At 47.7% G+C, this 13,239-nt stretch carries 10 protein-coding genes and 1 tRNA gene; 6 read left to right on the top strand and 5 right to left on the bottom strand.

The window, feature by feature from the left end; translation table 11 throughout:
* Positions 1–656: 656 nt before the first annotated feature.
* From BZJ21_RS14135 to BZJ21_RS14145, 3 genes are all read right to left on the bottom strand, one after another.
* Positions 657–1,823 (bottom strand): nucleotide sugar dehydrogenase, encoded by a 1,167-nt coding sequence (locus tag BZJ21_RS14135; protein WP_077670109.1) that lies wholly within the window; start codon positions 1,821–1,823, stop codon positions 657–659.
* A 228-nt stretch (positions 1,824–2,051) separates the two neighbouring features.
* On the bottom strand, positions 2,052–3,170 hold the full coding sequence (locus tag BZJ21_RS14140; RefSeq protein WP_158075542.1) for an LPS O-antigen chain length determinant protein WzzB: 1,119 nt from the start codon (positions 3,168–3,170) through the stop codon (positions 2,052–2,054).
* Positions 3,171–3,383: 213 nt separating this feature from the next.
* On the bottom strand, positions 3,384–6,947 hold the full coding sequence (locus tag BZJ21_RS14145; RefSeq protein ID WP_077670111.1) for an AAA domain-containing protein: 3,564 nt from the start codon (positions 6,945–6,947) through the stop codon (positions 3,384–3,386).
* A 275-nt stretch (positions 6,948–7,222) separates the two neighbouring features.
* On the opposite strand from BZJ21_RS14145, the gene BZJ21_RS14150 reads away from it, so the two are divergent.
* Both BZJ21_RS14150 and BZJ21_RS14155 read left to right on the top strand, forming a co-directional pair.
* Positions 7,223–8,584: a type II toxin-antitoxin system HipA family toxin gene (locus BZJ21_RS14150; RefSeq protein ID WP_077670112.1), complete on the top strand. Its 1,362-nt coding sequence runs from the start codon at positions 7,223–7,225 to the stop codon at positions 8,582–8,584.
* Positions 8,581–9,051, top strand: a complete 471-nt coding sequence (locus BZJ21_RS14155) for a helix-turn-helix transcriptional regulator (RefSeq protein WP_077670113.1) — start codon at positions 8,581–8,583, stop codon at positions 9,049–9,051. Before BZJ21_RS14150 ends, BZJ21_RS14155 begins: the two co-directional genes overlap by 4 nt.
* 82 nt (positions 9,052–9,133) lie before the next feature.
* Here the strand turns inward: BZJ21_RS14155 and BZJ21_RS14160 are convergent.
* Positions 9,134–9,221: transfer RNA gene (locus tag BZJ21_RS14160), tRNA-Ser, on the bottom strand.
* A 229-nt stretch (positions 9,222–9,450) separates the two neighbouring features.
* Here BZJ21_RS14160 and BZJ21_RS14165 point away from each other — a divergent pair.
* Positions 9,451–10,023, top strand: coding sequence for a UPF0149 family protein (locus BZJ21_RS14165; protein ID WP_077670114.1), 573 nt, complete (start codon positions 9,451–9,453; stop codon positions 10,021–10,023).
* Positions 10,024–10,475: 452 nt separating this feature from the next.
* Here the strand turns inward: BZJ21_RS14165 and BZJ21_RS14170 are convergent, their stop codons facing one another.
* The gene (locus tag BZJ21_RS14170) at positions 10,476–11,063 is read right to left on the bottom strand and encodes a YrbL family protein (RefSeq protein ID WP_077670115.1); all 588 of its coding nucleotides are present in this window, start codon (positions 11,061–11,063) and stop codon (positions 10,476–10,478) included.
* Positions 11,064–11,476: 413 nt separating this feature from the next.
* Here BZJ21_RS14170 and BZJ21_RS14175 point away from each other — a divergent pair, with 413 nt between their 5' ends.
* The 3 genes from BZJ21_RS14175 to BZJ21_RS14185 all read left to right on the top strand — a co-directional run bounded on the left by BZJ21_RS14175 (position 11,477) and on the right by BZJ21_RS14185 (position 12,970).
* Positions 11,477–11,962 carry an REP-associated tyrosine transposase gene (locus BZJ21_RS14175; protein WP_077670116.1) on the top strand — a complete coding sequence of 162 codons (486 nt, stop codon included), beginning with the start codon at positions 11,477–11,479 and terminating at the stop codon, positions 11,960–11,962.
* A 284-nt stretch (positions 11,963–12,246) separates the two neighbouring features.
* A complete protein-coding gene (locus BZJ21_RS14180; RefSeq protein WP_077670117.1) occupies positions 12,247–12,660 on the top strand; it encodes an HI0074 family nucleotidyltransferase substrate-binding subunit in 414 nt (137 codons plus the stop codon).
* Positions 12,650–12,970, top strand: coding sequence for a nucleotidyltransferase family protein (locus tag BZJ21_RS14185; RefSeq protein ID WP_394329763.1), 321 nt, complete (start codon positions 12,650–12,652; stop codon positions 12,968–12,970). The genes BZJ21_RS14180 and BZJ21_RS14185 overlap by 11 nt, the downstream gene beginning before the upstream one ends.
* Positions 12,971–13,239 lie beyond the last annotated feature (269 nt).

The raw sequence follows: 13,239 nt of genomic DNA on the forward strand, positions 1-13,239 counted from the left end.
TCCACCAATCAAGAACCATGGCGGTGTATTCTACTGAAGAGACCAGATTTTTGGATAGGTTTGTTGTCATCGTTAGGTTAGCACTGGCTAAACTGTGAAGTGCGTGCAAGAACGGATAACAGAAGGGATCACGCGCGCGGATAGCCGTGGTGCCCGTTGCACGGCGCCATCAGACATCGGAGCCAAATATTGACCCCGCGTGACAGGCGCCCGTTTACAATGTGCACATACCCATCATCGTGCTGGGGCTTGTGTCACCTACGCCAATGGGATCATCGAAATTAAATATTACCACCGATATATAAACCAGGCGTAGGTCGGCATAAGCGCCAGCACAATGCCAATCATTATCACAATGTGGGCCGCGCGCCATCCGACATTAAGATCAAAGTTGGCGCCGGTGTTAAATTTGGAGCCAAACGTGACAGGCGCCCGTTGACAATGTGCACTTATCCAACAATGTCCCGGGGCTTGTGTCACCTACGCCAATGGCACCATCGAGGTTAAAGTACGCGTAGGTCGGCATAAGCGCCTTCTCGATCGCGCAAGCTTGGTGTGATTTCCGCCGCGCGCCCGTTGCACGGCGCCATCGGACATTGGCGGTCAAATATTCACCTACGCCAATGGGCCTAGGATCCTAGGCCCTCACTCTTTCATCAATCAGCCCCAAACAAATCGCGGGTGTAGACTTTGCTTTCTACATCTCGGATCTCGTCGACCATGCGGTTGGCAACGATCACATCAGCGCGTTGTTTGAAGGTATCCAAATCTTTGATGACGTCTGAGTTAAAGAAGGTGTCTTCTTCGAGCACGGGCTCATATACCACTACGTCAATGCCTTTGGCTTTAATGCGTTTCATGATCCCTTGGATGGCCGAGGCACGGAAGTTGTCTGAGCCGGATTTCATCACTAAGCGATAGACGCCCACTACTTTGGGTTCGCGGTTGATAATGGCGTTGGCAATAAAGTCTTTGCGGGTGGTGTTGGCATCAACGATGGCTTGAATGATGTTATTGGGCACGTCTTGGTAATTGGCCAATAGTTGACGGGTGTCTTTTGGCAGGCAGTAACCGCCGTAGCCAAAGGAGGGGTTGTTGTAGTGATCGCCAATGCGAGGGTCTAGCCCTACCCCTTCAATGATCTGGCGCGCGTCTAAACCGTGGGATTCGGCGTAGCTGTCCAGCTCGTTAAAATAAGCGACCCGCATCGCCAAGTAGGTGTTGGAGAAGAGTTTCACCGCTTCAGCTTCAGTGGAGTGGGTGAACAAGACCGAGATACCCGATTTGACTGCACCTTGTTGTAACAGCGTGGCGAACTGGCGCGCGCGCTCGGATTGCTCACCAACAATGATTCGTGATGGATATAAGTTATCGTAAAGCGCTTTGCCTTCGCGCAAAAATTCGGGTGAGAAGAGAATGTTTTCGCAACGCATTTGTTGCTTAATATGCTCAGTATAGCCCACTGGTACCGTCGATTTGATCACCATCACCGCATCTGGGTTAATCGCCATCACATCTTTAATCACCGATTCGACCGAGCTGGTATTAAAGTAGTTGGTTTCGGGATCGTAGTCTGTGGGGGTGGCAATCACCACAAAGTCAGCGCCTTGGTAGGCCTGCTCTTTATCCATAGTGGCGGTAAAGTTCAGTGGTTTTTCCACTAAAAATTGCTCTATTTCGGCATCGACAATCGGTGATTGCTGGTTGTTAAGCAAGTTGACCTTTTCTTCCACTATGTCGAGTGCGACCACTTCGTTATGTTGCGCCAGTAGCATGGCGTTCGACAGGCCGACGTAACCTGTTCCAGCAACGGCAATTTTCATCGGATTTTCCTTAAGTAATGTCTGGAAAAATGCTATCACGTGGAAAGGCTAGAGGCTAGAAAACATCCTAGGGCCCGCTCTGAGCTCTTCCTAGTCTCCAGCCTCTAGAAGCGAAGCGTCTCGTCTCTTTCCATACTCCGTAAGCGAAGCGCTCCGTATTCCAATTCCCGAATACCGATTACGGAATACTAAGCCCCTAGGACCTAGGAACTGCTCTTCGCTCTTAACTTAATCTCGCTTGAAGGCGAAGCGGACTAATACAATGGCAACGCCGAGCATGCCGCCGAGTAAGGTGCCTAATACCGCAATTAACGCGCGTTTGGGCTTGTCGCGGTTAAGGGGCGTGGCTGGGTTTTCTAGCACACTATAGGGTTGTACTTGCACATCACTGCGCTCTATCGTATTCAGGGTATCTAACTTAGCCATCAGTGGACTTAGCTGTGGCTCAAGCACACTTGGATCCTTGAGGCTTTTTAATACATTGAGTTTCGCTTCGATCGCGCTGGCACCCATTTGGATGGGGAAGAGATCTTGCTCGCCCAGTGATTGCAAGGGGGCATTCACATTCGCCGCTTTGGCAATGGTAAGTGCGTGCTGGGTACGTTCAATTTCTTGTTTAAGCGCTGTTTGTGCCTGAGCATTTAAACTCTTTTTCTGCTGCTGTAAAGATTGTGTTTCAATCCGGACTACGGCAGCTAAGTCTTGGTTAAGTTGCGCGTTTAGTTTTTGATTAACAAATTCAATATAGGCCGTCAGTAACGTATAGCTGCTGTTAGGCGTTATAGATTGCGCTGATAAAACAACCGTTTCCGTTTGCTTGTCTCTCTCTATGTTAAACCGCTCTAACCAGTCTTGATAAAAGCGACGTCCAGCAAGATCATTCTCTTCCATCGTTGCATCTTCAGCATCGAAACTCGCTTTGATACGCTGGAATTCTTCGTTTTGCGCAAAAAACGCCAATTTGCTTTCGGTGGCATTAAACAGATTGATAAACCGTGTGAATATCTGTTCGCGATCACTTAAGGCAGTCAATTGCTCGTTTTGGCTGCGGCCATTTTCACCTTCATAAGAAAAAATAGGCTGATATTGGTTTACCTGCTGCTGGAACGCTGCCACATTGGTGACATTGGGCGTGCCTATTTCAGCTTTGCTCGACCACCACTCTTGTGCCATGAGCGCATAAGCGACCGCCGCTAACGCAAAAACCACAGTGCAAGCAATAATGGTGAACTTACCCTGCCACAAGGCCGCAAAGAGCTCTCTGAGGTCAATTTCATCATCGTGGGGCTGTTGAAAATATGGCGGCGCCACATATTGAGACTGTACGGGTTGCTGTTTATCGCTCACTCTATTATCCCTATTATTTCTTTTTTGGCTATTAGCTATTCGTTGGCCCTTGGCGTTCTCGCCGTCGAGCGTGGTGCCCTGCTCATCATGCACGAACATTTAGATTGCGCGTATCATAGCGTTTGCACTCGGGTTGCAAAAGTGCGCGGCAGTTATTTTGCCCCATTTTGCTTCAAATCGCGCTTCTTTGTTAGGGATTTGCACAACATTTCGTCACGCGGGCATGGGGTTGCCTGTCGATTCTGGCACCAGTATGTTTACGTTGGCTTGACACTCTTTTTGCAACGGCCCCGAGTAATACAGCGATGTTTCCAGGTTGCAGTACCGCCCTTTTCTTGCCGCACTGAGCCAATTATATGAGCCCACCGCCATGTGGCTGTCATCGGCCATCACTATTTTGCTGTGCACCCCATCGACGATGTGAACGTCAATGTTGATCGCATGTAGGTGCTCAATACATTGCTCCAGTTGTTGCTGCTTTTGTGGATCGTGGCGGTTGTTATGTGTGGTATTAAAGTGCCTATCGGTATAAATCGTGACCTTCACGCCACGCTGGGTGGCTTGTTGCATCGCGGTATCTAATGCCGTTTCTTGTAACGTTTTTGCCTGCAACCAAGGTGATACAATATCAATCCGCGATTCGGCATGCTCTAGCAGAGTGTGGAGGAAATGATCATGTTCTTGCGCATTCCTTAGGGTTTTAGGTTTATCGCTGTAGCGCAATAGATCAGGCCTTTCAACTGGCTCGACCACCAGCGCATTGTTATCACGCCATAGCAGCATATCGGCCAGCACTTGGCGTGGCGACCCTAAGCGAGCGTGAGTGAGTGTTTGCATGTCAGCAAAAACAATAAAGCTGTCTTTCGCGCGTGACACCGCCACGTTAAGCATGGTGGCATCTGTATCTATAAACTGTCCATCTTGATGGCGACTGTACACATGAGAAAAAATCACTAGTTTCCTTTCTGCGCCTTGCAACGAATGCACGGTGCCCACTGTCATTTTTTCGTCTCCATCACAGGGAATGCCGTTATCTTGGCACGCTTCTTTTATGGCGTTGACCTGCGCTTTAAAGGGGGTGACAACTCCGACCGCCTGTTCTAATGGCGTACCAAATTGCGCTTCTATTTGCTCACGGTTATCACGAAGCCAATTGGCAATCGCTATTGCTTCAACACGGTTCGAGGTGCTTCCCGCATGCCGGGTCGCGGCACCATCGACATGGGCATAGCCCAATGCTGGAAAACCATTGTTATTTTGATCGTCTGTGTATTCGGCAGGCCCTCGCTTGGGTAAGAGTAAGCCGTTGTAACAGAGTCGATTACAGTATTCGATGATATCGTCGTAGCAACGTCGGTGCTCTCGCAGTAACATCCCAGGCTCTGCATCAGGGTGATAGTGCACATGACTCGCTTGCTGCGCCACATGCATGACACTGCCATGAGTGACTAGGCGTGCTATTTCTTCGGTTTCTTCATAATCATTCGCAAGCTCGGTTAAGCCAGCATTAAATAGGTTGCCTTGATCAACCACGGAAGAGAGCGAACGTACTGGTTGGATTTGTTGTGTGTCCCCTATCACTAGCGCCCGTTTAGCAAAGGCCATGCTGGCTCCCGCTACTTCAGGAGAGACCTGCCCAGCCTCATCAACGATCAACCAATCAATACTGTTGAACAAGTAGTCGGTAATAAAGTCCCCAGCGCTATGACGTTTTATCGTCATGTGAGATGGCAGGGCGTGAAAAGTCGAGACAATGCATGGCGTCAGCATCATGCGCCGGCGCCAACGAGACAAGCAGGCCTTTTCGCCATTTTTTTGCGCTTGGCTATCTAGGTTTTGCCCCAGCGCATAACAGGCTAATAACCATCTCACTTCCCAATAATGGACAGTTAGGCGGAAAATCAAAAAACGGATATGGGTATCTAGCCATTTATCGATCGTATCAATATCGGGTATTTGATTTTCGTCACACGGAGACTGAGCACTATATGTTTCAAACAACGTATGACAGGTGTCAACCCACTGTTGCTGATGACTCAGGTATTGCTGCTGACAGTCATATAGCGTATCAAGATGGTGCTTTTTCGCGTCTCGCTGTTTTTTCTGCTCAGCGAGTGCTAACTGAAGGGCAGATTCAAACTCAGTATCATCCTGTTTTCGATACAAGGCTCGTGCAACGTCGCAAAGCTGGGTGTCAATAAAGTGCGCATGGCTTGCTTGACGCTTTCTTTTTACTGCGGGTAAAAAAGCGAGGGTCGACTCAACCAGGGATTCTTGTGATACAAAATAACGCCATTGATTAAGGCTGTTCTTTAGTGTCTGGTAGGCACTTTGATGGTCGGCTAATTCTGCTTCATGCGCTACTATTATTGCTGCCGGATCGCTACCTAATTGCTGGTCATAAAATTGCCGCTGCTTGTCGTAGCCATGCCAGTCATGCTGAACCTGTTTCAGCTGGCTTATCGCTATTTGCAGCTGCTCATGCAATTGCTGTTTAATTTCCTTTAGCGCCTTTTTAGGCTCATCACTTAAGGTCACGTTAGGAAAGGCATGGCGCGCTTTATCGATAAAATAATGTGTGGCTTTGTAAAGTGTATCCCGATTTTCTAGGCCATTATAAAACGCATCGGTCTGATAAAACTGATCCGCTTCTTTTTGTTTTGATTTGGCTGGTAGGTAGCCACCATAGCTTTTTACATCGGGAAGCCATCGCCCTGACATGGCACCCTCGCCTTCACCGAAATCTTTACCAAATGCCTCGATAATATTAGTAACCGCTTGGTTATTGGTGGAAGCAGCGACAATAATAGGGGGCTCACTTTCTTCTAGCGCCGCTTTAGCCCACAGTGAAGCCACGGTCGAGAGCACAAAGGTGGTTTTTCCTGTCCCAGGCGGACCATTAATAGCCAGCATATTTGCTGATTCAATATCTAGGGTGCTGGTCAGGGCATCACGCTGAGCATCGGCTAAGGGAAACGCCTCACCGGAATGCGCAATCCTCGTGCTTATCGACGTGGTGTAATCTTCGCATGACTGTCTGCTACTGCATGTGTAAGTTGCATAGGTGTTGAGTAACGGCAACGTCGGCTTGTTTTCACGCATTAAATCGTAAGCATTGATAATGTGAAACGCGCTACCTGACGTTTCAATTTTTTCTAGATAAGCACCGTCGGGGGACACTTCATACAAGTCTTTAAAGCCCCTTTCGTCTAGGTAAGCTTGGCAGGCTGAGGCGTATAAGTCGCGCGCCGTGTGATAGGCCTGATTCCATATCGACGTATGCTGTTCGGGATCTGTGCGCTCAATTTCCGCGACGTCAGAATCGGTTAAACATTTTATAGATGCGTTAGATAAAAAGTGATCGACCTGCTCAACGGTTGATACGGTAATCACGTCTTGATGCTGAGGAGCAAGGGTGTCGCGCGTAACAAAAGGAGCAGACACGGGATAAAGCCGGCCCGATCGCGTTATCCATACAGGACAAATGATCGGCGCAATATGATCCGGCAAGTAACTTGTTTTTTGTTTGCCGTGCTCTATTTTGTTCTGTTTGGTAAACGCAAACGTCCATATATGGGCTTTAACTGCAACGGTCTCCGCCTTTTCGTCTTTGAATAGTTCAGCGTCATTTTCTTCTGCTTTAAGACGGCCTTCTCTTAATGAGGACAAGGAGATGTTACGCTTTTGTGCCAACTCCTTACGCTTAAAAACACCCTTGGTGCTGTCAGCATCCGCTAAACAGTTACGCCAATACGCGGCCCACTTCATCCATTCCATGCTTTATTGCTTATATCTCAAATTTAACTGCGACTAGGTTAGCGTTTTTAGATAAGGGATAAAAGCAACTTGGGCAATTGCTGTGAGGATGGGAATGGTTTTTTGAAGGTAATCGTTTGGTGAGCGACATCTTCACACACGCCGCACACTTCATGAGTAAAATATTACTCATAAAGTGTTTTAACTTCTATTAATGAGTAATGATTTACTCTTAACTTGAAAAAAGTGCACTTTGCGAGTAACTTTTTACTCATATATATACAGAGGAATGGTCGATGGAAGCGCTCACCGTGCAAGCGTTTATCAAAGGAGAGTGGACAGATGTTGGTACAATATCTTTCCCTAAAAGTCACCAACATAACTTTCGAGTGACGGAGCTCCACTACCTCAGTGACTATGCATTGGCGCACCATGACCAAGATGACTGCCATGCCGTTTCAATCAACCACCCTGTTTCATTCTTTTTTGATGATATGGGCAAGCCCGGATGGTTACGGTTTCTCGACGATATTATGCCGAGCGGCGCTAGCCGACGGTATTGGGTTAAATACTTGGATATTGAAGATCTTAGCGTCGATGAACAAAATTATATTTTGCTCAAATTTGGTACCATGTCGCCAATTGGCAATCTAAGGATAAAAGACTCCCTTCCTGAGCGCTACGACGTGGCAGATAATCTCTACTTCTCTGTTGATGATGTCAAAAATAGAGCGGGTGATTTCCTCGACTATGCGCAGCAAAGAGGCGCAGCCGCAGGTGGAGCAACGGGCGCTGGCGGTGAAGCCCCCAAACTTGTCCTACGTTGTGGTTTCGATCATCACGCGGGGCGCGAAAAAATATGGATCGATATATACCAAGATGACAACCATAACCACGACGCCCATTATTTGGTCAAGTACCCTAGAGGTTCGCGAAGCCCTATCGACTGCAACATTCTAAGGGCGGAGTTCCACTATTATCATGAGCTAACTGAAATGGGTGTCGAAACGATCCCTATCGACGGTATGCGCTTGGAAGAAGGTTTAAGCTACCCCTCTTTGTGGCTCCCTCGATTTGATGTTCAAGTCAGTCACCAACAAATAGAAAGGTTGGGTATGGAATCTGTGTATTCCATGTTGAACAAAAGTGCTGGCGTTACCCTTGATCACGAAACCACCATCCGAACGCTCATCGAGAAAATCACTAACAGCCATACGGTTCAAGACCAAGGGTATATATTTAACTCTCAAGAATTTGTGATTGAGTGGGTGAAAAGAGACCTTCTCAACATTTTATTTGGCAATAGTGACAACCACGGCAGAAACACGTCATTCTTAAAAGCTGATGGCGTCATCAAGCTCGCGCCTGTTTACGACTTCGCACCGATGAAAGCGGATCCTGAAGGCATTCCAAGAACCACAAAATGGAAAGCGCCGCTCGAAGTTGGCGGAACGTATGATTTTGTCGCTATCGCGGACACCCTCTCTGATCTGGTGCCGAAGGACGTCTTATTAAAAGAGTTAAAGGTGACGGCAAGCAAATGCATTGATCTTAAACAGCGGCTAGCGTTGCGAGGCGTTCCCGAACAAATCTTGGAGATGCCAGCGATTGGATTTAATCATCTATCACAAAAGCTCGCCAACTGGGGGCTTTTATGAATAAGTCAAGTCATAAAGAGTCTGTACAAGATGTGGTCGCTCGCCTGAGGGCAAACCGCAGCCAACAAGAGAGCACAAAAGAGGGAGAGACCGCTCATTCGATCAACGACCAACCGCAATGTAACCCGCCGACGCGATCGAAAGCCTCAAAAAACACCCTGGCTGTCAGTGCCGCAGAGCGTAAAACCGAAGCGAACAAAATCATCAAACGCCTATTGTTTGGTGAGTTAACCCAAGGCCAAGCGTTAAAAAACTTGCGTGTAACTATTCTGGGGCTTAAGCAGGATGTGTTCGCAAAACTTGTTGGCATCTCAAGAAAAACACTCTCCGATATCGAGAATGATCGGGGCAGCTACAATACGGAGGTTCTCAATAAGGTATTCAAACCATTTGGTTTACAGGTTGGCCTGCTCCCCTCTTCTTCCGATACGCTGAGATCGCTACTTACGAAGCATGATAGGGATTGAAAGGTGCCGTACCAAAACGCATTAGATGCTGCGCAAAAGACCAAATAGCAAAAAACCGCCACGAGGGCGGTTTTTTTAATGATGGCGGTGAGAGAGGGATTCGAACCCTCGATACGTTGCCGTATACACGCTTTCCAGGCGTGCTCCTTCAGCCACTCGGACACCTCACCATATTGTGTGTTAAACGACATTTACACTGGGTGGCTTATAACCCCGCTGTCGCGTTAACGGGGCGTACTATAGAGAGTTGCTGCTTTGCGGTCAAGTTGTTGGTGATAGGTTTGCGTTTAAATGGCTATTCCATCACCAGTCGCATCCATATGGATAACATCAGCTGGAAGCAAGTGAGCATGAAAGCTGTTAAACTCAGCACACAAATCGAATACGAATGAGAGCCTGATGACTTTATCCGAATTCCTTATCCAACATGCTGATAGCGCGCAACTGCTTAACGAAATGCAAACCCGTGGTGTGGTGACCGCCATGGCGGCCGCGCCCCATGTCATTAGCCCCAGTGAGTGGCTCCCCGTAATGTGGGGGGGTGACGAGCAAGCACCATTTGAAAACCATGAGCAGTTTGAGCAGTACGCGAACCTGATTGTCGATATTTGGAATGCGCAGCGCCAACAGCTGTTGGAAAAAAATTGGCAGTGGCCGGAAGGGTGTTTGTTGGATGACGCCGAAATTGTCAACCAAGCCACGCGCGATTTCGCCGAAGGCTTGTTGCAAGGCTGGAGCCTCACCCGTGATGATTGGGAAACATTGATGCCGGAAAACACCGATGGCAATGCCCTACTCGGTGGCGTGGTGCTTTCCATCAGCTTGCTTTACGATCCAGAAACTGCCCTTTCTACCATGGAAGCGCAAGGCGCAGAAGAGTTGGCACAGTTTGAGGAAATCTTCAACGCCATACCAACAATGTTGTGTGGCCTCACCCACCACGGCGCGGCACTGGCGGAAGATGCGGAGTAAACAGCCAGAGGTATCATTGGCGACGATGATACAAGCCCCAGCACTGTGTTAGATACGAGCACATTGTAAACGGGCGCTTGTCACGTTCGGCGCCAAATTTAACCGCCGATGTCGGATGGCGCGCGGCCCACATTGTGATACTTATTGGCACTGTGCTGGCGCTTATGCCGACCTACGCCTGATTTATATATCGATGATTCCATTGGCGTAGATGACACAAGACTCGGCACGGTGTTGGGTATGTGCACATTGCCAACGGGCGCCTGTCACGATCGTTGTCAAATTTGACCATGATGTCGGAGGCGCGCAGGCTAGACCGAGGCTCAAGTTAACATAGTGCTGGCGCTTGTCCGACCTACGCCTAGTTTATGTTTTGGTGATGCATTAGGCGACGAAAAAAGCTCCAGCGTGTTATTGGGTATGTGCAAGTTGCCAATGGGACACTGGTTGACTCATGCGGTTTCAGTATCACTACATTCCGTATTATCCAATGACTCGCCGTTGAGCAGCTTTTCAAGCTTTCTTTTGGCGGGCTTAAGCGACTTTTGCGTTCGCCAACAACTGATTAGTGGTACCTTTTGATATAGCCAAGCGCGTTTTTCTTTAGGGGGAACAATGCCGTCAATGATAAAAAACTGATTCGACTGAATAATGACATTATTAAGGTTTGTATCAATAAAGCAGATATTCGTCTCCTTCAGATACTGTTGTAGCTCATTAAAGGTCTTTGATGCCTTTTCTCGAGATAGCTTGCCCTTCTCCAGCAAGCTTAAAAAGGTTTCATTTTCGCTATTGCCAACAAAATCAAAGACTAATCCTGCGCCTAAATCTGTATCGATAAATCCATAACATTGCGGTAAATGGCTGGTATCTACATGCTTCTTGATTAGATACTGATAATAGTCCCACTCCCTTGCATTCACATCACTCGGCTGGTTGGCTTTCATGATTTTAATGCACTTTGTTGGGTCGTGGGGATGTAGGTAGCAGTCTCGCGTCTGTCCGCTGCCAATTGGCTTATGGTTCTGTAAATAGATCATTGTTTCTAGCCAGTTTATTATTCTTTTCGTCTAAAAAAGCGAACACGCAGATTATCGATCTGTCATCAGACAGTCAAATATATGTCAAATTATTTCCGGCCATTTCTCACAGGGAGGGCTGAACGCTTATGAGATGATTGGTATCACGCAGGGAGAGCAGGTATACGGGGGTCAGATGGCGCCAGTTGCACCGAGGCACGAGATTCAGATATTCACATCGTGCTGGCGCTTATCCAACCTCGTATGACTTCATATTCGGTGATGATGTGGGCGAATATCACCATCGCCGCCGTGTAACGAACGCCTTCAATCATGTTTCGCGGCTGACTCCTAATTTATTGTAATGAAACTTGATTCCTGTTTTAGCTTCGCATCACCTGAGCGTATGTGAAGGTGGCAAAAGAGAGCCTGGAATGCGGTATCGGAGAAATTATGCACATGGTGGCACGTATTTTTTTACGGTAAATCTACACGACAGAGAGATGCAATTGCTCACGGAGCATATAAAGTTACTGCGTTCAGCGGTGGCAACCGTCAAAGCGTCTCGTCCTTTTCAAATCGATGCTTGGGTCGTTTTACCTGATCATTTACATGCTATTTGGACGCTTCCCAACAATGACTCAGATTATTCAACAAGGTGGCGCGAGATAAAGAAGCTATTTACTAAAAGTGTGTCGCGAATTGATAAGCGACTCGTTACAGGAAAAGGGATGGTATGGCAAGATCGGTTTTGGGAGCATACAATCAGGGATGAGCGAGATTTTAAGCATCATTTTGATTATGTGCATTTCAATCCGGTTAAACATGGTTGGGTTGAGCGCGTCGTTGATTGGCCGTATTCCTCATTTCATCGTGAAGTTAAAAGAGGGAGTTATCATCCTTCGTGGAATTTGTATTGAGCTATTACCCGTGCAGAACAATAATTTAAATGCCGATGATACCATTGGCGTCGATGACACAAGTCTCTGCAAGATGTTGGATAAGTGCACCTTGTCAACGGGCCCCAGTCACGATCGACGCCAAATTTAACCGCCGATGTCGGATGGCGCGCGGCCCACATTGTGATACTTATTGGCACTGTGCTGGTGCTTATGCCGACCTACGCCTGGTTTATATATCGGTGGTTGTATAGGCGTATGGCACAATTCGGGGATCGACTCCTTAACCCTGCAACGAGGTGAAAATGACGGATACACACCTAGAGCGCTGGCAACTTCGACTTCAAAACCTAATTAAAGCACAACGTCGGCTTGAAAACGCTTGCGGACAAGAAAGCTATAATGAACTTGAGCTGGCAGGCCTCGTACAAACGTTTGAGTTTACTTTTGAGCTCATGTGGAAAACCTTAAAAGACTTATTAAGCTATGAAGGGTTTGATGTTGCATCGCCGCGCAGTGTTATTCGCACAGCGTTAGAAGCCAACCATCTGTCGTCAGATCAGTGTGAAACCTTGCTTGACGCGCTAGTAAAGCGAAACTTGCTTTCGCATACCTACGATGAAAAAAATGCCCTTGAGGCACAAAGACTGATCGTCAAACATTACGCACCTGTTATTGTCGAGATAATGCGTTATTTGGAGAATAAAAGTGGGCAATAATGCCACGTTGCTGATGGAGATGGGGTTAAAACCGCATCAATTTCAACTGCTCCAGGATATGGTATTCAGCCACCCTGGCGTCCAACACGCCTGGATCTTTGGCTCTCGCGCAACCGGCACATTTAGAGATAATTCCGATATCGACATCATGCTTGAGGGCAACACATTAACCCTCAATGATCTTGCAATAATACAAGATAAACTCGAGCAACCGACGCTTCCTTTCACCGTTGATATCGTACTCAAACATCAAACCCAATCGTCCGAGCTCATCACACGTATTAGCGAAGAAGCCAAGCAAGTAAAGTAATCCAAAGGCGCCATTGGCGTCGATGACACAAGCCCCGGCACATTGTTGGATATATGTACATTGCCAACGGGCGCCTGTCACGATTGGCGCCAAATTTAACATCGGTGCCAATATTTGACCGCCGATGTCGGAGGCGCGCGGCACACATCGTGATAATGGTTGGCATTGTGCTGGCGCTTGTCCGACCTTGTATCTCTCCTGGAGTTGAGGTTAGCTACCTCTGTTCCGGTGAGTTTGGTGATGCTGAGTCCGACCTTAGCACCTGATGC

It is taken from the genome of Salinivibrio costicola subsp. alcaliphilus, assembly GCF_001996185.1.
GTDB lineage: Bacteria > Pseudomonadota > Gammaproteobacteria > Enterobacterales > Vibrionaceae > Salinivibrio > Salinivibrio costicola.

Bases quoted from the DNA above. Each gene is read 5' to 3' on its own strand.
- BZJ21_RS14135 (WP_077670109.1), bottom strand. From the start codon at position 1,823: ATGAAAATTGCCGTTGCTGGAACAGGTTACGTCGGCCTGTCGAACGCC.
- BZJ21_RS14145 (WP_077670111.1), bottom strand. From the start codon at position 6,947: ATGGAATGGATGAAGTGGGCCGCGTATTGGCGTAACTGTTTAGCGGAT.
- BZJ21_RS14150 (WP_077670112.1), top strand. From the start codon at position 7,223: ATGGAAGCGCTCACCGTGCAAGCGTTTATCAAAGGAGAGTGGACAGAT.
- BZJ21_RS14155 (WP_077670113.1), top strand. From the start codon at position 8,581: ATGAATAAGTCAAGTCATAAAGAGTCTGTACAAGATGTGGTCGCTCGC.
- BZJ21_RS14165 (WP_077670114.1), top strand. From the start codon at position 9,451: ATGACTTTATCCGAATTCCTTATCCAACATGCTGATAGCGCGCAACTG.
- BZJ21_RS14170 (WP_077670115.1), bottom strand. From the start codon at position 11,063: ATGATCTATTTACAGAACCATAAGCCAATTGGCAGCGGACAGACGCGA.
- BZJ21_RS14175 (WP_077670116.1), top strand. From the start codon at position 11,477: ATGCGGTATCGGAGAAATTATGCACATGGTGGCACGTATTTTTTTACG.
- BZJ21_RS14180 (WP_077670117.1), top strand. From the start codon at position 12,247: ATGACGGATACACACCTAGAGCGCTGGCAACTTCGACTTCAAAACCTA.